20 protein-coding genes are annotated in these 24,644 nt (G+C 66.8%); 11 read left to right on the top strand and 9 right to left on the bottom strand.

The annotated features are described in order from the left end of the window. The first annotated feature begins 30 nt into the window (after positions 1-30). Positions 31-2,655, top strand: coding sequence for a PAS domain S-box protein (locus L593_RS07040; RefSeq protein WP_020446250.1), 2,625 nt, complete (start codon positions 31-33; stop codon positions 2,653-2,655). A 102-nt stretch (positions 2,656-2,757) separates the two neighbouring features. Here the strand turns inward: L593_RS07040 and L593_RS07035 are convergent, their stop codons facing one another. Together L593_RS07035 and L593_RS07030 are read right to left on the bottom strand one after the other, a co-directional pair. Then, positions 2,758-3,018, bottom strand: coding sequence for a hypothetical protein (locus tag L593_RS07035; protein ID WP_020446249.1), 261 nt, complete (start codon positions 3,016-3,018; stop codon positions 2,758-2,760). Between the two features lie 108 nt (positions 3,019-3,126). Then, positions 3,127-4,473, bottom strand: a complete 1,347-nt coding sequence (locus L593_RS07030) for a sulfatase (RefSeq protein WP_020446248.1) — start codon at positions 4,471-4,473, stop codon at positions 3,127-3,129. 523 nt (positions 4,474-4,996) lie between these two features. On the opposite strand from L593_RS07030, the gene L593_RS07025 reads away from it, so the two are divergent. Further along, a complete protein-coding gene (locus L593_RS07025) occupies positions 4,997-6,058 on the top strand; it encodes a glycosyltransferase family 2 protein (protein ID WP_020446247.1) in 1,062 nt (353 codons plus the stop codon). Between the two features lie 22 nt (positions 6,059-6,080). On the opposite strand, the gene L593_RS07020 is transcribed toward L593_RS07025, so the two are convergent. Both L593_RS07020 and L593_RS07015 read right to left on the bottom strand, forming a co-directional pair. Beyond that, on the bottom strand, positions 6,081-7,034 hold the full coding sequence (locus tag L593_RS07020) for a hypothetical protein (protein WP_144060726.1): 954 nt from the start codon (positions 7,032-7,034) through the stop codon (positions 6,081-6,083). Between the two features lie 2 nt (positions 7,035-7,036). After that, positions 7,037-7,660 carry a hypothetical protein gene (locus L593_RS07015; protein ID WP_020446245.1) on the bottom strand — a complete coding sequence of 208 codons (624 nt, stop codon included), beginning with the start codon at positions 7,658-7,660 and terminating at the stop codon, positions 7,037-7,039. 140 nt (positions 7,661-7,800) lie between these two features. On the opposite strand from L593_RS07015, the gene L593_RS07010 reads away from it, so the two are divergent. After that, positions 7,801-9,603 carry a glycosyltransferase family 39 protein gene (locus tag L593_RS07010; RefSeq protein ID WP_020446244.1) on the top strand — a complete coding sequence of 601 codons (1,803 nt, stop codon included), beginning with the start codon at positions 7,801-7,803 and terminating at the stop codon, positions 9,601-9,603. Positions 9,604-9,618: 15 nt separating this feature from the next. Here the strand turns inward: L593_RS07010 and L593_RS07005 are convergent, their stop codons facing one another. Next, a complete protein-coding gene (locus L593_RS07005; protein ID WP_020446243.1) occupies positions 9,619-10,623 on the bottom strand; it encodes a hypothetical protein in 1,005 nt (334 codons plus the stop codon). A gap of 261 nt (positions 10,624-10,884) precedes the next feature. Further along, a complete protein-coding gene (locus L593_RS07000) occupies positions 10,885-11,943 on the bottom strand; it encodes a lysylphosphatidylglycerol synthase transmembrane domain-containing protein (RefSeq protein WP_020446242.1) in 1,059 nt (352 codons plus the stop codon). A 304-nt stretch (positions 11,944-12,247) separates the two neighbouring features. Here L593_RS07000 and L593_RS06995 point away from each other — a divergent pair, with 304 nt between their 5' ends. From L593_RS06995 to L593_RS06970, 6 genes are all read left to right on the top strand, one after another. Further along, positions 12,248-13,357 carry a glycosyltransferase gene (locus tag L593_RS06995; protein WP_020446241.1) on the top strand — a complete coding sequence of 370 codons (1,110 nt, stop codon included), beginning with the start codon at positions 12,248-12,250 and terminating at the stop codon, positions 13,355-13,357. A gap of 131 nt (positions 13,358-13,488) precedes the next feature. Beyond that, a complete protein-coding gene (locus tag L593_RS06990) occupies positions 13,489-13,683 on the top strand; it encodes a hypothetical protein (RefSeq protein WP_020446240.1) in 195 nt (64 codons plus the stop codon). A 48-nt stretch (positions 13,684-13,731) separates the two neighbouring features. After that, positions 13,732-14,508, top strand: coding sequence for a DUF2797 domain-containing protein (locus tag L593_RS06985; RefSeq protein WP_020446239.1), 777 nt, complete (start codon positions 13,732-13,734; stop codon positions 14,506-14,508). A gap of 831 nt (positions 14,509-15,339) precedes the next feature. Then, complete coding sequence (locus L593_RS06980; protein WP_020446238.1) at positions 15,340-15,642, top strand: hypothetical protein; 303 nt, start codon at positions 15,340-15,342, stop codon at positions 15,640-15,642. A 290-nt stretch (positions 15,643-15,932) separates the two neighbouring features. Then, complete coding sequence (locus L593_RS06975) at positions 15,933-16,430, top strand: cation:proton antiporter regulatory subunit (protein WP_020446237.1); 498 nt, start codon at positions 15,933-15,935, stop codon at positions 16,428-16,430. 94 nt (positions 16,431-16,524) lie between these two features. Beyond that, positions 16,525-17,736, top strand: a complete 1,212-nt coding sequence (locus L593_RS06970; protein ID WP_020446236.1) for a cation:proton antiporter — start codon at positions 16,525-16,527, stop codon at positions 17,734-17,736. A gap of 36 nt (positions 17,737-17,772) precedes the next feature. On the opposite strand, the gene L593_RS06965 is transcribed toward L593_RS06970, so the two are convergent. The 3 genes from L593_RS06965 to L593_RS06955 form a co-directional block, all read right to left on the bottom strand. After that, entirely contained in the window at positions 17,773-18,609 is an 837-nt protein-coding gene (locus L593_RS06965; RefSeq protein WP_187292652.1) for a PKD domain-containing protein, read from the bottom strand. Between the two features lie 6 nt (positions 18,610-18,615). Then, entirely contained in the window at positions 18,616-20,847 is a 2,232-nt protein-coding gene (locus L593_RS06960) for a choice-of-anchor D domain-containing protein (RefSeq protein ID WP_144060725.1), read from the bottom strand. A 347-nt stretch (positions 20,848-21,194) separates the two neighbouring features. Then, the gene (locus L593_RS06955) at positions 21,195-22,280 is read right to left on the bottom strand and encodes a S1C family serine protease (protein WP_049893941.1); all 1,086 of its coding nucleotides are present in this window, start codon (positions 22,278-22,280) and stop codon (positions 21,195-21,197) included. 330 nt (positions 22,281-22,610) lie between these two features. Here L593_RS06955 and L593_RS06950 point away from each other — a divergent pair, with 330 nt between their 5' ends. Together L593_RS06950 and L593_RS06945 are read left to right on the top strand one after the other, a co-directional pair. Beyond that, entirely contained in the window at positions 22,611-22,967 is a 357-nt protein-coding gene (locus tag L593_RS06950) for a hypothetical protein (RefSeq protein WP_020446232.1), read from the top strand. 172 nt (positions 22,968-23,139) lie between these two features. Continuing rightward, a complete protein-coding gene (locus L593_RS06945; protein WP_020446231.1) occupies positions 23,140-24,591 on the top strand; it encodes an ATP-binding protein in 1,452 nt (483 codons plus the stop codon). The last annotated feature ends 53 nt before the right edge of the window (positions 24,592-24,644 follow it).

The following is a 24,644-nucleotide window of genomic DNA, read 5'->3' as shown; positions in this document are numbered from 1 at the left end:
GTATATCTCCCCCGCCGAAAGAACCAGGGAATGTCGTCTTCGGTTGACGTCGCAGACTGCAGCGTCCTCGTCGTCGCGGCCGACGACGGCCTCGCGGCAACGTGCCGGGACAGACTCGAGGGATGGGGTTCCTTCCAGATCACGACAGCGGCCTCGATCAGGGCTGCGATCGAGCACCTCGACGCAGCGGGCGGCGTCGACTGCGTCGTCACCGACCACGACGCGCCCGACGTCGACGGCATCGCGCTGCTGGAGGCGGTCCGTGCCCGGTCGCCGGAGCTCCCCGTCGTGCTGTTCACCGACGCGGGGAGCGAGACGGTCGCGAGCCGCGCGATTTCCGCCGGCGTCACGGAGTACGTCGTCAGGGGCGAGCACGCCGACGAGTGGGATCGCCTCGCGACCGTGATCGACGACGCCGTTCGGTACTACCGCGAGCACGCGACGGTCGCCGACCCCGAGGCGCAGGTGACGACGTTGCTGGACGCGGCCCGGGACACGATCGCCCTCGTGCGGGACGGTCGCATCGAGTACTGTAACCAGGCGGGTACGGCCCTCTTCGGCCTTGAATCGACCGAAGCGGCGATCGGCGTTCACGTGGGGGAGCTACTCTCGCTCGACGACGCTGCTTCCGCCGATGGCCGTGACCTCGTGGATCGCATCGCCGCGGTCCAGGCAGGGGAGGACCGTCTGGACGGCGTCGACGCGACACTGGCCGTCGACGCCGGGCTGGACGTGGGTGCTTCCAGCGTTACGGCAGCCGAGGCCGCCCTCGAGGTGACCGCCACGAAAGTCTCGTGGCTCGATCCGCCGGCGGCGGCGCTCGTGGTCCGGGACGTCACGGACCGGCGCGTGCTCGCGGACGACCTCGCGCTGAAGGAGCGGGCGATGGACGACGCGCCCGTCGGCATCACGATCGCCGACGCCACGCGGCCGGACGAACCGCTGGTCTACGTGAACGAGGCGTTCGAGCGGATTACCGGCGTTCCTGTCGAGGAGGCCGTCGGGCGCAACTGCCGGTTCCTCCAGGGCGAGGGGACCCGGGAAGAGCCGGTCGCGGCGCTGCGCGAGGCGATCGAGGCGGAGGAGCCCGTCACCGTCGAACTCCGCAACTACCGGCGCGACGGTACCGAGTTCTGGAACCGGGTCACCATCGCACCCCTCTTCGACGACGAGGGGTCGGTGAGCCACTACGTCGGCTTCCAGCAGGACGTCACCGAGCGTAAAACGACCGAACGCTCGCTCGAGCGGTTCCGTCGCGCAGTCGAGGCCGCCGGTCACGCCGTCTACATGACCGATCCCGATGGCACGATCACCTACGTCAACCCGGCCTTCGAGGAGATCACCGGCTACGACGCCGAGGCGGCGATCGGCCGGACGCCGGAGATCCTGAATTCCGGCGAGATGCCGTCGTCGTACTTCGAGGCGCTCTGGGAGAGCATCCTCGACGGCGAGGTCTGGTCGGAGGAGGTCGTCAACCGGCGGGCGTCGGGGGAGCTGTACTACGGTCAGCAGACGATCGCACCGATCACCGACGCCGACGGCGAGGTCTCGGCGTTCGTCGCCGTGCAGATTGACGTCACCGAGCAGAAGGAACGGGAGGAACGGCTCCGCCACTACGAGCGAGCGATCGAGGGCGCCTCCGACCTCATCGCCGCCGTCGACACCGACCTCGAGTACCTCTTCGCGAACGAGGCCTATCGGACCTTCCACGGCCTCGAGGGCGTCGACCTGCGGGGGGTCGGCCTCGAAACAGTCCTCCCCGACGTCCTCGACGCCGACGAAAAGGAGGACGTTCTCCGTCACGTCCGGGCCGTGCTCGACGGCGAGACGGTGCACTACCAGATGACGCGCACCGACGCCACGGACACCGCCAAGACGTTCGAGATTCACTACTATCCACTGGAGCCACTCGGGGCGGACGAGATCGTCGGCGTCGTCGCCACGATGCGGGACGTCACGGCCCAGCGCGAGCGCGAACAGCAACTCGTCGTGCTCGATCGGCTGTTGCGACACAACCTCCACAACGACCTGAACGTGGTCCTGGGCTACGCGGAGACGATCGCCGCCGAGACGAGCGGGGACCTCGAACACGGGGCCGAGCAGATCGTGGTCTCGGCCCGCCGACTGCTCGACCAGGCGGACAAGCAACGCGAAATCGTCGACCTCCTCGCGGATCCCCCGTCGCACGAGGCGGTCGACGTCGTCAGCGCCGTCCGGCGCGTCGTGGCAAATGCGTCGGCGGACCACCCCGAGGCGACGCTCGCGGTCGAGGCTCCCGACGAGGTCGTGCTACGGACGGTCCCCGCGCTCGAACGGGCGATCGAGGAACTCGTCGAGAACGCGCTCGTCCACGACGACGGCGACGCGGCCACGGTTCGCGTGAGCGTCGTCGACGCGGAGGACGCCGTCGAAGTCAGGGTCGCGGACGACGGTCCGGGCATCCCCGAGGCCGAGCGAGCGATTCTCGACGGCGAGGAGGAGATCGATCCCCTGTTGCACGGCAGCGGCATGGGCCTCTGGCTCGTCGACCGCATCGCCGGTCGCGCGGGCGGCTCCGTGCAGTTCGAGGCGTGCGATTCCACCGGGAGCGTCGTGACGATCGTGCTGCCGCGTTCGGAGGACGAGGCACTCCCCCGCGAGATCGCAGACCGTTGATCGGGCTGGCCGTCCACGCCGTCGGGAGCCAGCTGCACGACGCGGGGACGATCGACGAGCGTCCCGGGCTGGTGACTGGCGTCCACTCCCGGAGTGCGTCCGTCAGACGAGCCCGAGATCCTGCTCCGTGGGGACGCGCTCGAGCGAGTTGCCACACTGCGAACAGGCGTCGAGATCGTCGCTCACGTAGGTGGTGCCACATGGCTCGCAGTGATAGAGGTTCGTCGTCCTCGTGTCGGTCCCGTCGTCCGATTCCGGCCCTCGTAGATCGGGGTCCCCCGACTGGTCTCGATCGGTCGCACCCGATCGCTCGCGATTCCGTTCACCGGACAGGACGTTGCGTACCCGCTGGACCACTCCCATACGGACTGTTCCTCGTACCCTCGGGCGAAAAGCGGTCGCCCTGGTCTGCCATGGCCGAGCGCGCGTCGATGGGGCTCGCGAGCCCGCGGTTCGCCTCGCAGCCGGCACTTACTCCATGTAGCCGAGGTCGGCGAGCATCTCCTCGGTGTCCTCGTCGACCTCCTGGCGCTCGATCTCGCCGAACGTCGCGAGCCACGAATCGAGGTCGCCCGCGAGCGCCTCCCGTCGCTGGCCGTGCTCGTCGACGAGGTCGTCCCGCTCGTCGGGATCCGATTCGAGGTCGTAGAGCTCCTCGACGTCGTCCTCGCGATCCCGGATCAGCTTCCAGTCGGGCGTCCGCGTGGCGACGGCGTCGCCGAACGTCGGGTAGGCCATCGTGAACAGCTGACGGCTTTCTTCGGCGGGATCGTCGTCCGGAGCGGTGACGATCGGCTCCCCCGCGGCGTCGAGCGGGTCGGCGTCGACGAGCGAGAGGAGGGTCGGCAGGATGTCGATCGTCCGGACCTGCGTGTCGATCTGCTCGTCGGGGAGTGCGTCGTGATCGAACGCGAGCGGGACGTTCAGCTCCTCGTCGTAGAGCGTGCGACCGTGACCCTCGTAGCCGTGCTCGCCCAGCGCCTCGCCGTGGTCGCCGGTGAAGACGACGAGCGTCTCGTCGGCGATGCCGCGGGCCTCGAGTTCGTCCTGGAGCTCCCCGACGTGGTCGTCGACGCGCATCATCGCCGCCGTGTACTCGTCGTGGTCCTCGAGGAGATTCCTGGGCGCGTTCCGGGGCTCGTGGACGTCGAAGTAGTGGACCCAGCCGAAGAAGCCCGACTCCTCGTCGTCGGTGCCGCTGGCGTCCTCGCCGTTGGCGTCTGCGCCGTCGCCATTCGCGGCGAATTTCGGCGCGACGTCGTCGAGACACGCGATCGCGTCGTCCGTGACGCTCCGGGCCGAGCGGCAGTGCAGCGAGATCAGCCCGAGGTCGCGTAGGAGGTTCTTGACGGTGTACCGGCCGATCCCGAGGTTCTTCACCGCGCCGAAGACCGTGTTGAACGTCTTGGTGTCGTAGATCCGCGAGAGGATCGGGTAGAGCTTCCCGTAGGCCTGGCCGTCCTCGTACCGGTCGAACCCGCGATCCAGTTTGGAGTGGTCAGCGGCGAGGTGGTCGACGCTCACGACCCCGAATGTGTCCATGCCGGCGGCCTGGAAGTTCTCGCCGGCGGTGTCGTGGGTCTCGTCGAGTCCCCAGCCGTTCTCGACGACGCCGTGCTCGAAGGGGTACTTCGCCGTCATGAACGCGGTGAGACTCGGGTCGGTGGTGTTGGCGACCGTGTACGTCTCCGTGAACTCGAGTGCGCCGTCGTAGAGGGCCGCACAGTTCGGGAAGAGGCCCTCCTCGAGCCCCGCTTTGAACACGTCCTCGCGCAGACAGTCCACGCTGACCAGCAGGACGTTCCGGATCTCGTTCATTATCGCTCGCGTACCGGGGTTCGGGAGTTAACGGTGTCGTTCGGCTGTCGAATTCGAGCGTCTGGGGGTTTTGAACGATCTGTGGCTGCAGCGCGGCCCGAAAGCCCCTGGACGCTCGGAGACCCGGGGCTTGCTGCGGTCCTCGTCTCCCTCTGGTCGGCTGCGGTCCTTACTTCGCCCGGGGACCGCCGAGAGTCCGGCCCCTTTCGATGTACCGGAAGATCGGAGATCTTCCGTAGATCGCGAAATCGAAGATTTCGCTCACCCCCGCCCACCGCACCTCATTCCTCCCCAACCTCCTGCGTTGCTCACTTCGCTGCGCTACTCGTCCCTCGCACGCTACGCGGCTGCTCCGCAGCCGCGAAACGCGCGCCACAGCACCTCTCCGGAGTTTCGGCCAGTCTACACAGACAACGGGTGGGGCTTCCGTGGGTGTTTGCGGTGCACTCTCCGACCGAGTGACTCGTGATCTACCAATTTCATAGCAACATCGCTAAGTGAGGCCGCATCCGAGCACGCGCCAATGGAGCCGGAGATGGAGGCCGAGGCGTCCACAGCACCCGACACGGGCCAGTCTCCGGAGATCGCCGAGTCGATCGCCGCGGACGCGCCCGAGGACGTCGTCACCTCGATCGTCCTCCCGGCGTACAACGAGGTGGGCAACCTCCGGCCGCTCGTCGAGGAGATCGTCGCGGTCGTCGAGTCCGAGGAAATGGCGGCCTACCGCCCGGTCGAGATCCTGATCGTCGACGACGGCTCGACCGATGGCACCGCAGAGACGATCCGCGAGCTGACCGACGAGTTCGACGCGGTCGCGGGCGTGTTCCTCCGCCGGAACTTCGGGCAGAGCGCGGCCCTGTGTGCCGGCTTCGACACGGCGTCGGGCGAGTACGTCGTGCCGATGGACGCCGACGGGCAGAACAACCCGGTGGACGTCCCGATGCTCCTCGATCGCCTCGAGGACGGCTACGACTGCGTCTCCGGCTGGCGGAAGGACCGCGACGACCCGATCACGAAGACGATCCCCTCGGGCATCCAGACCTACCTCGCGCGCTTCACCGGCCCGGACATCCACGACTTCGGCTGCACGCTGAAGGCCTACCGCCGCGAGGCCGTCGACGAACTCAACCTCCGCGGCGAGGGCCACCGCTACATCCCGGCGAAGCTCTACGATCGCGGCTACAAGATCACCGAGGAGCCCGTCGACCACCGCCCGCGGACCCACGGCTCGACGAAGTACGGCGCGGGTCGCCTCGTCCGCGGGTTCGTCGACCTCGCGTTCAACATCTTCTGGAACAAGTACTCGATGCGCCCGATGCACCTGATGGGCGGCCTCGGGCTCTTCCTGCTGGCGATCGGCGGCGTCGTCGGGACCCACGCGCTGTTCATGAAGTACGTGCTCGGCGACTCGCTGCTGCCCCACCTGCCCCGCCTGATCTTCGCCGTCGCGCTGATCATCTTCGGCTTCCAGCTGTTGATGTTCGGCATCATGGCGGAGATGCTGACGAAGATCCACTACAAGGGCGAGGTGCCGTATCGGATCCAGTCGGTCGAGCGGGGCGAGAAACAGAATTTAAACGAGTGATCGCATCGGCTATTGTCCCTGATTAGACTGGCTGTGCGGCCAAATCTCCGTAGATCTCTGGATTCGACTTGTAGAACTCCCCCTCTGTTTCCAGTACACCAACTTTCGCTAGGTCATCCAACTTCTGTTGGACCTTGATTTCGTGTACTGACTCTTCGTGAAGCATCTCGAGATTGTCGTGGGCCGATTCCACATCGAGTTTTAGGTTCGGCTGTCCACGCTGCAGTGCGCTGAAATAATATGAGTTTGCGTATTTCGGATAGTGTGCTAGTAGGGTAAGATTCAATTCGTCTCGCAGGGTGCTGAATGCTCGGTTAACTACCTGTCCAAGCACGATTTCGCTGAACTCCCTTGTCCCTACTTCGAGCTCGTCGTGGACATCGAGATTTGAATCAGACCGGAGGGTATCATCGTCGATTTGAATGAAGTCGGTGTCCTCGAGCAGTCGGAGATATCGACTGGTCTGTTCTTCGTTGCTAGGTCCTCGGATTTCGTATATTGTATCGACGGGCAGCGGTGCATGCTCACGGACAGTGCGAAGAATCTCTTTGATCGCCCCTAGCTGATTCTCAACCGGGGTGAACTCAATTAGTTTGCTGTAGATTGTCTGGGCCATATTTCGATCAAGTCGTCTGGCCAAGTCCCTCCGACTTGAGCGGAAGCCATCGTACAACTCGTCTCTATCTGGCAACTCGATGAGGTATCCTTTAGCGAGCGACTCCGCTTTTAGCGTATATATGTCGTCAAATTCTATAAATTTCAATACTCTGTCGTGGTCCCTACAGTCGCTCACGTCTTTTGGGACCGTGTTGCCGAGTTGAATGAACAACGTCCCATCTTTCGATCTTCGGACATTTCCGACGTAAATTCCTCTGCCGTACTTCCTCTTTAGTTGACTCTCTACAGTCCCCTCAATAACTTCCTCCGGGTCGTCAAATCGAAGTTTGCTCTCTGCGCCTGGTGAGCTCGTTGCCATTGTTATGTCTCAAATTGGGCGAGTGGTTGCTGTTCACTACGGTCTAGCCAAAGTGTCCATCGTTCCTCGAATCTCCCACTCCAGAGCTCGAAGAACTCAGTTTTGGGCCATGTGCAGGGTGCTTCTTCAATGCGTGAGGAACTCTCGAAGAATTTCTCGTATGGGTCGTAATAGAGGACTTGTTCGTCGTTGATTTGGAAAACGATGACCGTGTGAGACGGCATGTTCTCTGCCTCTTGAACGCGATATCCTTCCACGTCAAGGAAGTATTCTGGATCTAGTTCAACAATTGGAAGAGAAGCATCCTCTCTGTCGATGATGGATTGTAGATATTCAAAATCCATCTGATGCCCAGTCGCCTCGACAGCCTCGTAGCCGTACTCGGAAACTTCGTGCGTCAACTGTTCCGGAATGATTTCTTCCTGTGAGTAGAAGCCTTCACGATACTCACAAAGATCATTGACATCGCTCTGACTCATAGAGAGCCCACTGATGTCTCGTCTCTCCGCGAGATCGTCGAGGATATTTTTGATTGCAGTTGGCAGGCAAGCATCCTCGGTTATCTGGGGCTGAAAGTCCGAAACCGTGCTTTGATAGGTTTCTTGGTCCGATTCTGTGATGGTCACTGGTATCTGCCCCTGGCTATCTTCAACTTCTTTTCTTGATGACTAATAAAGTAATGGGTGGACTGACACATGATGGATCTCTTGGTCCGCATAGCTGAACCACGACAGTAATGGGGTTGCTCCGGATAGCCCATGCCACTGTGTCGACGTCCCTGGATCGATTTACTGCGCTCTCCCGCCGCCTCCCGGCCGGTCTCACCGCCGCCCACGCGCTGTTCGCGGCGGTGATCGCCGTCTGGGCCGCCCTCTACGTCTACGGCCTCGGCGACCTCTCGCTTCGCGTCTGGGACGAATCTCGCTACGCCACGCCCGCCCGGATCATGGCCGAGGGCGGTAGCTGGCTCGATCCGATGATCCGGGTGCCGACCCACGAGGCGGACCTCGGGGAATCGCTCCGCCTGAACAAGCCGCCGCTCGGCTACTGGCTCCAGGCGATTGCCATGTCGATTTTCGGCGTCTCGGAGTTTGCCGCGCGCCTCCCCACGTCGCTCGCCACCCTGGGCTGCGCCGCCCTCGTCTACCACGTCGCGACGGTCACCTACGACCGCCGCGCTGGCTTTGCCGGCGCCCTCGGCTTCCTCGTCTTCCCTGGGATGCTCCTGGGCAGCCACGGCGGCGCAGCGGCAGTGGTGGACACTCCGCTCGCGCTCTTCGGCAGCCTGTTCGTCTGGTGGACCTGGCGCGGCAGGGACGACCCGCGGCTCCTCCTGCCCGCGGGGATCGCTGCCGGCCTCGCGGTGATGGTCAAGGGACTCGCCGCTGGCGTGTTCGTGATCGTGCTGCTGCCGGTCGGTGTCCTCTACCTTCGGGACTACCTGAACCGCTGGACCGTCGCCGCCGTCGCGAGCACCGTGACGGTCGCGCTGCCCTGGCACCTCTACGCCTACCTCGAGCACGGCGACCTGTTCGTCGAGGAGTACTTTCTGACCAGCGTGGGCCAGCGCGTCTCCGGGCAGGCCACCGAACCGCCCGCGGAACCGCTGCTCCCGTTCCTCAACTACCCGTGGTTCAAGCTGGCCGCGGGGACCCTCCTCCCACCCTACCAGTACGCGATCCCCGTCTTCGGCACCGGCGTCGTGCTCGCGCTCGCCTTCGCCTGGTGGCGACTCCGTGCAGACGGACTCCGCCTGCGGCCAGGCAGCGGCGGTCGCACGGGCGCGCTCTCGCAGTTCCTTCCCGCAGCGCCAGTCCAGGACACCACGCTCCTGCTGCTCCTCTGGTGGACCCTCGCCGTCCCGCTGACGTTCATGCTCGGCGGCGGCAACCACGCCTGGTACCTCCTGCCGATGTACCTGCCGGGCGCCGTCCTGCTCGGGCACCTGGTCGCCGGCATCGCCGACGGCAGCTTCGGGGCTGCCTTCGACGACGCGAAAGCTGGCACGCGTTTCGGGCGATCGGCTCCGACCGACGCCGGCGATGCAACCCCCGAAACGGCTGGCGATACGGGCCCCGAAACGGCCGGCGACGGCGGCCGTCGCGGCCGCCTCGCCCGCCTCCGCGACGCGATTCCCTCGACGCAACGGGCCCGCAGGGCCGTCACGGAGCGCTGGGGCGAGGCCGCTGGCGCCGCCGTCTACCCCGCGACCTGCGTGTTGCTCGTCGTCCTGCTGCTCGGGACCTACGGCGCACCGCTTCACGAACCCTACAACGACGAGCAGAGAGCACTCGGCACGACGATCGCCGAGGAGGTGCCGGAGGGCGAGACCGTCCACGTCTGGCTCGGCGAGGACGGCGATACGGAGTCGATCATGAGCGTCTCGTGGTACGCCGACCGACCGCTCGAACGTGCGGATCGGGCCGCGATCGAGGGCGATCCGTCGGTCCGCTACGCGATCGTGCCACTCGGCAACGCGAGTGAGATCGACCGCTCCCACCGCGTGCTCGCCGAGAGTCCGCTGAACGGGATCGCGTTCGTCGCGTTCGAGGGCGAGAGCGGCGGATAGGGCACCGAGGCGGCGCTAACGAGCAGTCTCGATCGCGTCCACGACGGCGTCGGCGATTTCCTCGGCGCCATTCGCCTGGGGTTCGGGTGCGTCGAGCGTCCCGAGCAGCGCCACGACCTCCTCGATCGTCTCGGCGGTCGCGAAGCCCCGCGTCCCCTCCATCGCTGCTGCCACCCCGCGCTGCTCGGAGGTCGCCGGCATCACGACGCAGGCCGTCCCGGCCACCGCCGCTTCCATCACCGTCGAGTAGCCGCTGCAGACGACGAGGTCCGCGGCGCGGACGTAGGGCTGGAGGGAGGGCTTGAGCGTCCAGTCCTCGCCGCCGACGATCGTCGCGGTGCGGCCCGCGTCGGCGAGCGCGGCGTCGAGGTCGTCTTCGTCGACGGAGAACGCGCTCGGCACGACGAGCACGTCGACGTCGGGGAGGTCGGCTTCCGGCGTGTCGTCGGCCGGCGCGATCGGTCCGACCGGCGTCGCCGTCTCGATCCAGGGGTCGCCCTCCCAGGCCTTCGGGAAGCAGAACGATTCGGCGGTCACCGCTGGAATCCGGTTCCGGATCCACGCGCTCGCCCGCTCCGGTGGCGAATCGTAGAAGGCAGCGGGGTCGTGGGAGACGTAGACGTAGCGCTGGCGAGCGACGCTCGCGGCGAAGCAGCCACAGATGTCGTCGGTCAGGAACACCGGTGGCTCGACCTCGTTCAGCCAGGCCACGTAGGCCCGGACCCGGCGAATGAAGTTCGGGAGCCCGTCGAAGACCACGTGGGAGCCGTTGTCGGACTGGTAGCCGCCAACGAAGTCGACCTCCGGGAGCGGGCGCTCGGTGTAGCCGTTGGCCTCGACGAACGGCTCGCCGGGGCCGCCGCCCGCGATCTCGAAGTCGTAGCCACGGTCGGCGAGGGCCTCGGCCACGGCGAGCATCCTGGTCGCGTGGCCGGCGCCCTCACAGTAGTGTCCGACGGCGATCGGCTCGCCGTCTGGCTCGTCGGATCCCCCGCTCGCCCGCTCCCCAGCGGTCGTCACGATTGCGCGTGGCTTGTCGGGACCGAGGGATAAGTGTGTACACCTGCGGCTGAATGTCGTATCGACCGCTTTGCTAGTCGCCTCGAAAGCCCTCGGCCCGCTCGCGCACGCTCAGCCGGATATCCTCAGTCGCTACGCTCCTTCGGATAGGGCCGGCTGAGGCGCACGCCAGCCCGCCTCGCCCTTTCTGTCCGCCAGGAACGGCGGAGTATTGACCCGGCTGGAAATCGGCGGCTGACCGATCGGCTCCGCCGCGGTGGCTCAGGCTCCTTCGCCGCCGCGGTCCCCGCCCCCGGCGATAGATTTCGGCCGGAGCCCGAGCACGACGGCCGCGCCAGCCCCGACGGTGCCGCTCAGGAGGTAGCCGCCGACGCTGTGGAGGGTGACGGCGACGGCCGCGTCCGCGCCGGCGACGCCGGTGACGAGCGTCATCAGCGTGACCGTGACGGCCTCGATGCCGCCGAGGCCGCCGGGTGTCGGCAGGACGCTCGCCATCGTGCCGATCGGGACGACGAAGAAGGGGACGTAGAGCGGCACGTCGACGCCGATCGCCTGGAACGCGATCCAGAGCCCGATTGCCTGGATCGCCCAGCCGCCGCCCGAGCATCCTATCGCGGCGAGGACGCGCCGGCGATCGCTCGCGACGACCTCCAGCGATTCGACGTAGCCCGCGATCCCGGCGGCCACGTCGTCGGCGTCCTCGCGGGAAACGAGCGGGAGGACGGGTGCACCGATTTCGATCGCGCGGGTCACGAATCGGACCAGCCCGCGCTCGATCCAGGCGCGCTTGCGCCAGATCGCGAACCCGGCGACCGGTGCGCCGACGATCACGATCGCGGCGCCGCCGAGCAGCAGGCCGAGCTGGGAGCCGACGGCGCTCGTCGCCGCGAAGTAGCCGATGCCGAGCGCGGCGAAGGTCAGGGAGGGGACGACGTTTACGGCGTCGAAGCTCGTGATCGACGCGAGGCTCACGTCGTAGTTCGCGTCGGTCCGGCGGGAGAGGAGCGCCGCCGTGATCGGCTCGCCACCGGCCTGCCCGAACGGGGTGACGTGGTTGACGAAGATGCCGGCAGCCGTGACGAGCAATGCGTCGCGGACGGGCACGGTCACGTCGAGGGCGCCAAGGACGTTCCAGAGCGCGAGGCCCCAGAAGCAGACCCAGCAGATCGTCGTGACGCCGACGAGCGCGACGAGTCGGAGGTCCGCCCGCTCGACGGCAGCGACGACGCCGTCGGTGTCGACGAGGGTGAACATGACCGCGAACATCGCGACGGCTGCGAGAAACCCGGCGAGCGTCGTCGCGACGGCACGTCGGTCCACTGTTGGCGTCGTCGACCAGCGGGCCTAAACCCGTTGCGGAACGGGTGTCAGGGGCGCGACCGCCTTCGGTTCCACGCGCCGAACGTGCCTGCTCACGCCGGATACGGAACATTGATGTGCATTCTGTCTGATTTGTTTCGGTACAGCCAGCATGACAGGGAGCCAGCAGCCATCGGTCCGCGGCGCGGGAGCCCACCTCGCCCATTGCCGACTGGCTGGCCCGAATTCGGGCGATTCGCCCGTGAACGGCTCCGCCTGTCAGCACCGGACGCACCCGTCGCCCGCGACGGGGGAGGGCAGCTAGATGCGGATCGGCTTCTTCACGGACAGCTACTTCCCCGAAATTGACGGCGTCACCTACACCATCAAACTCTGGCGGGAGCGCCTCGAGGCCGCGGGCCACGAGGTGTACGTGGTCTACCCGGACGGCGACTACGACCCCGACGACCGGGAGATCCCCGTCAGATCCCTGCCGAACCCGTTCTACGCGGGCTATCGCCTTCCCACGTTCCGCCGCCCCTCGACGCTACCCGACCTCGACGTGGTCCACTGTCACGGGCCGGCGTCGGTCGGCCTGCTCGGCCGGTACTACGCCCGCAAACGCGACCTGCCGTCCATCTACACGCACCACACGCCCGTCGAGGAGTACTTCCACCAGGCGACCCGGTCCGAGCGACTCGGGGACCTGCTCGGGAAGGTCTACGTCCCCTACGAGAACGCCTTCCTCGGGACCTTCGACGTCGTCACCGCCTCCACCGGCCGTATCGACCGCGACGTCGAGCACGTGGAACTCCCCGTCGGCATCGACATGGACTTCTTCCAGCCACGGGAGGGCGACTGGTTCGACGGCGAACCCGTGATCGGTTACAGCGGCCGCATCTCCAACGAGAAGAACGTCGGCGAGTTGCTTCGCCTCGCGGACGCCATGCCCGACTACCGGTTCGTCATCGTCGGCGAGGGTCCGTTCCGACGGCGGCTTGAGGAACGTGCACCCGACGCCGTGGAGTTCCGGGACTTCCTCCCCCGCGAGCAGCTACCGGGCTTCCTCTCCTCACTCTCCGTCTTCGTCACCGCCTCGACGGCCGACACGCTCGGGCTCTCGACGCTCGAGGCCAACGCCTGCGGCACGCCGGTCGCCGCCGCGGACGTCCCGCCATTCGCCGACACGATCGGTCCCGAGAACGGCCGCCGGTTCCCCTACGGCGACGTCGACGCCATGGTCGACGCGGTCGAGACCTGCCTCGACGCCGAGTGGGACACTCGCGGGGCCGTCGAGCGCTTCGCGGTCTCGCAGACGATGGCCCAGCTGGAGCGCATCTATCGCGAGGCCGCAGGCGCCGAACCGCCAGCCACGACGCCCACGGCGGCCGACTCGCCCACTGCGTCCGGCGTCGCCGAGCCCGGTACCGACTGACGTCCCCCCGAGCGACCCACGTCGACGCAACGGCGCGTCCCGCCGTTCGTACGCCGCCGCCCGATTCGTCCCCTCGGCACCTGCATAACGAGGGACATCGTTCATTGCCAGCCTCCTCGTTAGTGGCTGGCATGGACGCCGTCGTCAACGAGACCACGAAGACCGTGCACAGACGCGCAGACGAGACCGCCTCGAAGGAGACGGCGTGTGGTGCCACCAGTCACGTCGACCCGGAGCACCTTTCTCGCACCTCCCTGGAGCGAGCCCGGTCGGCCCACGAGGCGAGCAAGTGCGGCCGCTGTTTCGAAGACGGCGGGAGCTACTGACTGCCGCGGACCGGCACGACTTTTCGTTCCGGTCACCAATCCGGGGACGTGCAGGTCGTCGACTACGTCCGGACGGGCCACGAGGGCGGCCCAGCACTGCTGCTCGCCGACGAGTCCGGCGACCTCGAACGCCTCGCGCTCGACCACGGCACCGAACTCGCCTACACGCTCGACGAGCGCCACTGTGCGGGCACGCTCGCCGACGGCACCCACGAGGCCTGCGACGCCCCCGCAACGCCCTACTGCGACGCTCACACCCACACCTGGGTCTGCGCCCGGTGTACCGGCGACTGTCTGAAACCAGAGATGGACTGCCACGGCGAGCACGCCATCTACGTCGCCGCGTTCGCCCCGGACGTCCACAAGGTGGGCGTCACCTACCTGGATCGGCTCCCCACGCGCCTGCAGGAGCAGGGCGCCGATCGCGCGGCCCACGTCCGCACCGTCGCGAACGGCCGGATCGCCCGCGAACTGGAAGCGGCGATCGCCGAGCGCATCCCTGATCGCGTCCGCGTGCCGACGAAGATCGCCGGCCTTCACGACGACGTCGACGTTCCGGCCTTCGAGGCGACCCTCGAAACCGAGCTCCCACCGGACTTCGAGGTCCACGAGCAGTTCGACTTCGACTACGGTCTCGACCTCAACGCCGCTCCCGTCCCGGAGACCACGGCGACCGGGACTGTCCGGGGCGTGAAAGGTCGGATACTCGTCCTCGAAGAGCACGGCACCAACTACGCCGTCGACCTGCGCGACCTGCTCGGCTACGAACTCGCCGAGGGCGCCAGCGATCGCGAGAAACAGGCGAGTTTCGGGGCCTTCTCCTGAAGTCGACCGGGCACCCTTCCGCTCTCCTCCCGACTCGCGACGCCGACCGACAGCGGGCGCTCCACTCGCGGCTGCCAACGGCGGCCCCATTCGCGTGGCCGCACTTCGAGTCGCCAGCTCGCACCGTCGCGGTCTACGTCAGACCAGGCGTGCCCCTCAGTGAGTACCACGGAGCCTCGCCTCGACCTCTCTCATTTCATATAGCGTTATAGTATTCATTACTTACGTTGGCGTCCCATTTGCCGTCGTACTCGCTGAACGACGACTCGGCAATTCCACGCGAGGGGCGACGGGCGTCGCCGGCGACGTGCCCGAGCGGCGAGCAGCCAGTTCTGTGCCGCGCACCCCGGTCGGGCACCGGGATGGGTCGGGTGGCTCCGGCACGTGAACTACCGAAACGGTACTCGGGGTCTCGGCACTGCGATCTCTGGCCTGTGTCGCCTACGTCGTCGCGGTCGGGGGACGATCCGATCGCAGATTCGTAGGCGCGCTCCGTTCGCGGTCTCGGTCGTTGCCACCTCCGTCTTCGTCTACTGGCTGGAACTCCTCGCCGCGACGCTCTACTCTGGGCCCGTGGTCGGGGTGCGTCGACGTCCCGCGCTTGGGAGCGCCCATGCCGACGTGCCACATTTCGCTGGTCGTGATCGGCGTGCGGGTGGCGTACGACACCGCCGCGGACGGGCCATCCTCGCTGCGGTCCTGACGAGGGCCATCGGACTCGTCCTCTTCTTGCCGTTCGTTCGGTGAAGGGGTGGTCCGTCGTCGCAACCCCTGGCCTTCGCGCGTGGATAAGCGGTTCCTAACAACCCGCTTCCGGGCCGGACTGCCTGCATGGAGTTGAACGACCTACCAGACCACTTCGCGGCCGAACTCGACTTTCCGGTGGAGAAGGAGACCGCGCGGGAGGCGGTCGGGGACGTCGAGGTCGAAGCGCCCGACGCCGATCACTCGGTGCCCGTCGAGTCGCTGCTCGAGGACCTCGGCGAGGACAGTTACGAGTCTGCGGACATGCTCTACCAGACGCTCTCGGGGCAGCTGCCGGACGAGTTCATCGGCAGGAAGTTCTACGACGACCGGGGGCCGAACGTCGAACACGACGAGTCACCGAAAGACGGCGGCGACGAGTCGTTCTGACGCTCCGGATTCCGTTGTGCTCGTAGACTGGATCGGGAACTGATCGCCGTTGCGCCGGAAACGGACCGACTGACGGGCAACTATATAAATAGTGTATCGTATAACGCTATACAAAATCTCGTTTCGGTTCCACCAGCCAACCGCTCCACCTGCCAAACCGGCGTCCGGCCGTTGTACTGCGATTTTCGACGCGTATCCGCCCGGTTCTGGCGCCGAGTGCGCGTTTCCGCTCCCGGGAGTCCCCGAGAAACCGGGGCCATCGTTATGGGTCCTGCACCGAACACACGGTCATGGACGTCATCGAGAGCGACCTTCCCGGCGTGGGGAAGAAGCACGAGGTGGAGCTTGGCGACGGCCAGGTCCTCGTGATCGTGACCCACAACACCGGCCAGCGGGAGCTGTACCTCAAACCCGACGCGGACGCGGATTCGGAGAAGCTCCTCGAGCTCTCCGACCGCATGGCGCGAATGGTCGGGACGATCCTCGAGGGGGCGTACTTCCAGCCCGTCGAATCCGAGCACGTCGAGACGATGCTCACGGAGGGGACCCTGCTGGAGTGGTACGCCGTCGACGACTCGTCGCCGCTCGTCGGCGAGACGCTGGCGAGCGCACAGGTCGGTCGAGAGACCGGCGTGACGGTCGTCGCCATCCAGCGCGGCGAGGACGTGCTCTCTGCACCCGATTCGGGCACCGAACTCCAGGCCGGCGACACCCTCGTCGTCGTGGGCGACCGAGAGAGCTGCAACGCCTTCGAGACGCTGCTCACTGGTGAGGAAACCGAGGAGTAGATGGCTGGGAGGACGCGAGTCGGCGCTCCGATCGGGAGGATCGACGCCTCGACGATGTGTTTCGGCCCGTCCGCCGCGCGCGGGAGGTCGATCAGTGGCTGACCTGCTCACCGTCGGTGCGCTGTTCGCTGCGATCGCGCTGGGGAGCGTCCTCGCCGCCCGCCTCGGGACCTCCGTCATTCCGCTGTACATCCTCACCGGCATGCTCGTCTCGCCGGCCGTGGCTGGCGAACTGGTCGTCGCTGGCTACGACGTGCCGGCGATCCAGGGCGGGGAGTTCGTCGAGATCGGCGCGGAACTCGGGATCGTTTTCTTGCTGTTCTTTCTCGGCCTGGAGTTCAACCTCGAGCGACTCGTCGCCGATCGCGGCCGCATCGTCACTGCGGGAACGATCGACCTCGCCGTCAACTTCGGCGCGGGGCTCGTCGTCGGCTTCCTCCTCTTCGAATCGCTGCTGGCCGCGTTCCTGCTCGCCGGCATCGTCTACATCTCCTCCTCGGCGATCATCACGAAGTCGCTGATCGACTTCGGCTGGATCGCCAACGACGAGGCCGGACCGATGCTCGGGACGCTGGTCTTCGAGGATCTCGCGATCGCGGTCTACCTGGCGATCGCCGTCGCGCTCGTCGCGGGTGGCAACGGCGTTGCAGGGCTCGCAACCGCCGTCGGTCTCGCCATGGGCTTCATCGTCCTCTTGCTCCTCGTCGTGCAGTTCGGAAGCGGTGCCTTCGAGCGCCTGCTCGCTGGGGCCTCCAACGAGTTCCTCGTTCTCAGGGTCGTCGGCGTGACCGTCCTCGTGGCGGGTGTCGCGCTCGCGATCGGGGTCAGCGAAGCCGTCGCGGCCTTCTTCGTCGGGATGGCGTTCGCGTCGACCTCCCACGTGGAGCGACTGGAACGATTGCTCGAACCTGTCCGCGACGTGTTTGCAGCCGTGTTCTTCGTCTGGATCGGCCTCGAGACCGATCCGGTGCTCGTCGCGGAGGTCGCGGCGCTCGTCGCGATCGCCGTCGCCGCGACGACGCCGACCAAGCTATTCTCCGGCTATCTCGGCGGTCGCGCGTACGGCCTCAGCCCGAGACGATCGACGCGGGTCGGCCTGGGGATGGTCACCCGCGGCGAGTTTTCGCTGATCATCGCCGCCGTCGCGATCGAGGGCGCGGGCGGGACGCTCTCCGCGGCGGTTGCCAGCGACATCTACGCTTTCGCCGTCGGCTACGTCCTCGCGATGAGCGTGCTCGGCACCGTGTTGATGCAGTACTCCGGACCGTTCGAGCGGTTCGCTGTCGGGCGGTTCGGGATGGAGTGATCGGAGCAGGAGTGGATCTGCACGCCGGCTCTCTCGTCACCGGGCCGACCGGCGCACCACCGCCGTCCCGAGCACGACGCCCACGAGCGCGACGGCCACGCCGAAGCCCGGCGAGCCGTCGTCGGCTCCGCCGCCGGTCTCGCTGTCGTCAGTACCGTCCTCGCTCGCTCCGTCGTCCGCGTCGACCTCCGTTCCTCCGTCAGTATCGCTCTCGTCCGACCCGTCGCCGTCGCCCGGACCGCTTCCGTCGTCGTCGGACTCGCCATCGCTGCCGCCATCTGACCCCGTCCCGTCGGCTGGTTCGACGACGACGGCGACGTCGTCGCTGTCCGTGTTTCCGTTTCGGTCGCTGACGGTCAACGTGACGTCGTAGGTGCCCGAGTTCTGGAACCGGTACGTCGGTTCGGGTCCCGTCAACTCGGTCGCACCGTCGCCATCGACGTCCCACAGATAGGCGGTGATCTCGACGTCGTCAGTGGAGTTGGTCCCGTCGAAGCTGAAAGCGGTGCCCGTTGTGACGGTGCGATCCCTCCCTGCGTCCGCCGTCGGATCGGTCGTATCCGGCAACGGGCGGAATCCGCCACCGCCGGTGTTCTCCGGAACGTCTTCGACGGTCACGGTCAGGTTCGTCGCGTTCGCGTTGCCGGCCACGTCCGTCGCGGTCAGCGTCACGGTGTAGGTGCCCGGATCCGCGAAGGCGTGTGAGACGGTCTCACCGGTCGCCGTCGCCCCGTCACCGAAGACCCACGAGTAGTTCGCGACGCCCACGCCGTCCGTGGAGTTGGTGCCGTCGAACGCGACCGCGGTGTCCTCGTCGACGGTGCGGTTCCCGCGCACCGTGGCAACCGTCGGGGGAGTGCGGTCGACGGTCACGTTCACCTAGATCGGCGCGGACACGTGACTCACGTCGTCCGTCGCGCGGACTCGGTACGTGTGCGCCCCCGCCGAGAGGTTCGTGATCGTGGCGTTCCAGGTGCCGGCACCCCGGTCGAAGCCGACGTCGGTCCATCCGGTGCCGTCGTCGAAGGCGACCGACTGGACGCCTGCGAACTGGTCGCTGACGGTGCCGGTGACCGTGAGATTCGAGCCGTTCAACGCGTAGCCCTCCATCGGCGTCGTGATCGAAACGGACGGCGCCGTGGTGTCGAGCGTGACAGAGCCGGCCGCGGTGTCGTTCGCGTTGCCGGCCGCGTCGCTCGCGTTCACGTCCAGCTGGTGGACGCCGTCGGCCGACGCGTTCGCTGCGTCCACGACGACCGTCGCGTCGTAGAATTCGCCGCTGCTACCGTTCGACAGGGTGACGGTACCAGCACCGAACGCCGAGGCGTTCACCGAGACGTCGCTCACGCCGGTGACTCCGTCCGAGACGTTCGCACCGATCGTGATTGCGTCGCCGTCGGTCACGATTCCGTCGCCGTCCGTGGCGTCGACCGCGCTCAGGTTCGCGATCTGTGGCGGTCTGAGGTCAGCGCCGGTTCCCCGAAGTGTGAGGGTGACGGTCGCGCGATTCGAAACGTTGTGCGCTATCTCTAGCGTGGCCGACTTGGTGCCGAGCGAGGCCGGGAGCAATTCCACCTCGAACGCGACCTGATCGCCCGGCGCGAGCAGGTGTGGCGTCGGATCGCCGTCCGTGTGAAAATCGAACGCCGTTGCGTTTTCCCCCGTTATCGTCGCATCTGGGAGGTCGAGCGGCGCGCTGCCGTTGTTCTCGACGACGATCGTTCGCCCCCGGCTCGGCGTGCCGACGTGGACTTCGCCGAAATCGACGGTCGGCCCTGTCGTCACGTTCACGTTCGGCGCGACGCTCCGGCCGGTCAGCGAGACGTTCGCGAACTCGCTGGACCCGTCGTGTGCGGCGACGAACGTCGCGTTCAGCTGGCCTCGTTCGGTCGTTGGGTCGAACTCGACGTCGAAGCTCGCGTTCTCGCCGGGCTGGAGCGTCAGATTCCCGATCAGGGGTGGGACGTAGAACGCGCTCGCGTTCTCGCCGGTGGCGCCAACCACGACCACGGTTAGCGGCGCCTGCCCGTCGTTCGCGACGGTCACGGCCCGCGTCGTCGCTGGATCCGTCATATGCACCGTGCCGAAGTCGAGGGACGCGGGCGTGGCGTTCGCGATCGGCTCCTCGTCTGCGAGTAGCGCGTAGCTCCCGGCAGCGTCGATCGATGCGTTGACCGTGTCGTTCACGGTGTCGATTGCGTTCGATCCACCGTTGATCGACCAGTTCCCCTCGTAGCGCCAGAGCGTAGTCGAACCCTCGTCGTGGCCCGGCAGCAGCGACGAGCCGTCGTAGCCGAGTTCGAGCCACGCGCCGGCGCTCTCGTTGGTGGCGTTCAGTACGGGACCGAGCTGGTGCTTCCAGGCTGGAAGGGCCGGCGGGGTTTCGTTGGCGCGAAGGGAGACGTCGTGCGCCGAGAAGTCGACAGACTGCCCGCCGGTGAGCGTGTAGTTGGTGGCCGAGGAAACCGTCGATCCGTTGGTAGCCGTCATTGCCCAGCGGCTGTTGTTGGCGGTGAGGGTGTCCTGTATCGTGACGTTCCTCACCGCGTCGAGCGAGACGCCACGCCCGGCATTGTCCGTCACGGTTGCGTTTCGAAGTGACAGGTTCGCCGTATTCACGGCGAACACGCCGGCCGAACCACTTCCGTCGACGGCCGAGTCGGTCACCCTCACCCCGGAGCCGCCGTCGATCACGACGCCGTGGTCGCGGCTCGCGGTCGCGGTGAGGTTCCGGAACGTTACGTCGCTGGCTTTCTCGACGGTGCCGGCGTGATAGAAGTTCGTGACCGTGAGGTTTCGAACGGTGACGTTCGAGACCGACGATCCGACTGCGGACACGCCGTATCCAGTCAGGTCGTCCACGCCGTCTACGGTGTGGCCGTTCCCATCGATTGTGACGTTGCTCGTCGCGACCTGGAGGCAGTAGTCGTCGCTGCTGTTCGTCACGTTCCCGGCTAGTTCGTAGCCGCCAGGCTGGTCGATCGTCCCGCAGTCCGTGATGGTTCCGTTCGCGTGGACACCGGCGGCAGCCGCTGGCCCTGTCGTCAGTGCGACGGCCAGCAGGACGCCCACGAGCACGAGGGCGACGCCATCGCGTCGTCGATCCGTCACGGCGACCACCTCGATCGGCGCCGATCGCCCCAGGACGTCCACGATTCGATCCGTTCCCAGCGTGCCCCGTGGTCACGCACGCGGCAACGACGGCTCCCCATGACCCCCTTTTCTCCCCACGCATCCTTATATGGTTGCCATTTCTGGACGAAATCTTCCGTTCTCTGCCGCTTCAGGGCGTGATGTCTTCGAATCGAAATCCGCGGACGGAATCACTGCCGACGATCTGGATCTGGAGGGATCGACCGCGTTGTTGATTTAGTATCGCGATATACGGTGTATTGCCGCCGAACGTGGCGCGGTCGCTCCAGGGGCAGCGAACGATCTCGAACCGTCGACAGCGGATGCTACTCCGGGCGCTGTCCGAACGTCATCTCCACTGTTCGCTCCTCGCCGTCCCGGAGCACGGTGATCTCGACGGTATCGCCCGGCGCGGTCTCCAGCGCGAGATACGTCGAGAGGTCGTGGCGCGTGGGGAGTCGGGTCCCGTCGATAGCGACGATGACGTCGCCGCCGATCGGGATCCGCCGTGCGTTCCGCGTCTCCCACTCCTCGACGCCCTGGAGGGTCCCGTCGGCGGGCCCGCCGCCAACGACCTCCGAAACCATGACGCCCCGGACCTCGTCGAGGTCGTTTGCCTCCGCGACGCGCCGATCGACCGGGTAGGTCCGGATCCCGACGTAGGTGTGGGCGACGTCGCCCTCCTCGATGAGGGTGGGGACGATCCAGCGGGTGACCGCCGCGGAGATGCCGAAGCCGACGTTGTCTCCGCCGCCGGAGTTGATCACTGCGACCACGTTCGCGTCCATGTCGACGAGCGGGCCGCCGCTATTGCCCGGGTTCACGGAGGCCGTCGTCTGGACGGCGTTAGGGATCGAGAAGCCGGTCGGCGCGGAGAGCGTCCGGTTCCGGCCGCTGACGATCCCGACGGAGATCGAGGAGTCGAACCCGAGTGGGTTCCCGAGCGCCATCACTTCCTGGCCGACGACGGGCCGTTCCTCCGCGAGCGGGAGCTCGGTGGCGTACGCCGGGCGCTCGTCGACCTCGATCACGCCGAGATCTGTGTGGGCGTCGGTCGCGACGACCTCCGCACCGGTCCAGTCGTTGTCGGCGTACTGGACGTCGATCGTGTCGGCACCCTCGACGACGTGGTGGTTCGTCACGAGATAGTCGCCGTCGAAGACGAACGCCGAGCCCTGGCCGGCCTGCCCGCCGTACACCTGCAACAGTGCGACCGAGTCGATCGCCTCCTGGTAGACCTCGGTGTACTCCGTCCCCTGGGCTTCCTGGGACGGGAGTCCAGCCGCGCGCGTGAGGCCAACTGGCTCGTCGTCGCTCGCCTCCTCGAACGTCTGGCTACAGCCAGCGACCGCGGCGAGCGTGCCGGTTCCGAGCGTGGTCAGCACCTGCCGGCGCGAGTATCCGTCGGACACGCACGTCGGTTTGGCGCGGTCGGGGTTAAGCGCATGGACCACTGCTGCGGCAGTATCGCGGTCGGGGTCCGCCGCCGACCGGCCGTGACCGGACCCGGGGCCGCTGTTCGTGCCATTTCGCCGCATCCACCCGGAGAGCGTCGCTGGATCCGAAACTGTGTCGGGAACGGTTCCACGCTGGAGCCGCATATATTACTTATCGCTATACGAAATCCTGGTAGATCGGGCGATCGGGCCGGCCGGTCCGGGCCGTTCCTCCGTCGCACGTTCCCGCTGGACGACGCACCGCGGTCCAAAGAGCTACACCGGATCGGCGCCCTGCTCCACCACATGGGACCGACGCCGGACGCCACTGTCGTCCTCCAGCGGGTCGGTGCCGGACTGATCGCAGGCGCGTTCACGCTCGTCCTCCTCGCAGCCCTCCTGCTCGCGGAGATCGCTGCCCTGGTCGTCATCGGGGCGGGCCTCGCGGTCTACGCGTTCGAACACCAGCGGGGGCTGCCACGTGGACTGGCGACCGGACTCGTGATCGCAGCGATCCTCCCGATCCTCGATCGGCAGTTCGATCCGGTCGGGGCGACGCTGCTCCGCTCGACGGTGGTGACGGTGGTGATCGGGATCGGCCTCCTCTTCGGTGCGTTCGTGATCGACAGGTACGGCCAGCAGTTGTTCGACGGCCACTCATAGGCCCCGACCGGGAAGTCCGACCGATCGAAGGTCCCAACCACTGGCGGCCGCAGTCCCCGAATGTATCCACCTGCCCGGTGCCCGACGTCCCCCTGAGAGCCCGTGGGACCGGCTCGCAGGCGGGGTCGGACTTCGACGCCCTTTTCGCCCGGGGTTCCCAACGTAGCGGGGAATGAGCAATCCGGAGCTGGACGTCGTCGAGTTCCTCCTCACGGCGAAGGTGTACGGCGACGACCGGGACCTCGACGAGAACGATCTGCCACCGCGCTACCGGAGCGTCTTCTGGAGCGATGGAACCATCGAGCGACCGCTCGCGACCACGAACGAGACCGCGCGCGCCGCGACCGGGCTCGACCGTCCCTGGGAGGCCGTCCAGGGGCTGATGTTCACCGATCGCGACGACTTCTCGGGCTCGATCTCCTTCACCGACCGTGACCTCGCCGAGGAGTGGTTCATCGAGCGGGCCGACGTGGATCGGCTCAACTCGAACCCGACGCTCGCGGCGTACTTCGAGGGCCACGAAGACGCGCCTGATGCGGTCGACTACGAGGTCGCACTCGAGGCGAACCGGCCGATCCAGGCCGACCGCGTCTGGATCGACTCGCTGCTGGAGGAGTACTTCGGCGCCGACGACGAGGACGACCAGGAGATGCTCGACCTCGTCGACATCCGGGCGCCCGAGGAGATCGAGACGACGCTCGACGACCTCGTGCTCACGCCCGACCAGGAGGGCGAGATCGACAAGATCGTCACCGCGATCGAGCACCGCGACTACCTCGCCCGGATCGGCCTGCGCGAGATCGGGAAACTGCTGTTCGTCGGTCCGCCCGGGACCGGCAAGACCTCCACTGCGCGGGGGCTCGCCCACGAACTCGACCTGCCGTTCGTCGAGGTCAAACTCTCGATGATCACGAGCCAGTACCTCGGCGAGACCGCCAAGAACGTCGAGAAGGTCTTCGAGGTCGCCAAGCGCCTCTCCCCGTGTATCCTCTTCATCGACGAGTTCGACTTCGTCGCGAAGACGCGCTCCTCCGACGAGCACGCCGCGATCAAGCGCGCGGTCAACACCCTCCTGAAATCCATCGACGAGATCAGCCTCGTTCGCGACGACGTCCTGCTCATCGGCGCGACGAACCACCCCGACGACCTCGATGCCGCGGCCTGGCGCCGCTTCGACGAGATCGTCAACTTCCCGAAGCCCGACTCGGGGATGCGTGCGGACATTTTCGAGATCATCACCCGGGAGATGGTGATCGACGACTTCGACCCTGGTGCGCTTGCCGGGGAGACCGAGGGGCTCACGGGCAGTGACCTCCGCCTCGTCATGCGCGAGGCCGTCCTCTCCGCGCTGACGGAAGGTCGCACGGAACTCAACCAGGACGACCTGCTCGCGGCGATCCAGGACTTCGAGGAGCGGGACAACCTGAAGAACATGGACATGATCGAGGGCGACCACGACGCGCTCGTGGCTGGTGGTGACATCAGCGGCGGCGACGAGGAAGAAGACGCCGCTGCTGACGGTGGTGAGGCGAGGGACTCGAGCCGAGCCTCGTCGGACCACGGGTCCGACGGTGGCCACGAGCACGACCACGATCACGCCGACCACGACCACGCAGACGACTGAGCGAGCCCGTTCGGTCGCCGCGCCGTTGGACGACGCGTCTCCAGAACCACTTT

This window comes from Salinarchaeum sp. Harcht-Bsk1 (assembly GCF_000403645.1).
Classification (GTDB): Archaea; Halobacteriota; Halobacteria; order Halobacteriales; family Salinarchaeaceae; genus Salinarchaeum.
The sequence above is the reverse complement of the archived record's forward strand: the minus strand, read 5'-3'. Positions and strand labels throughout refer to the sequence as shown.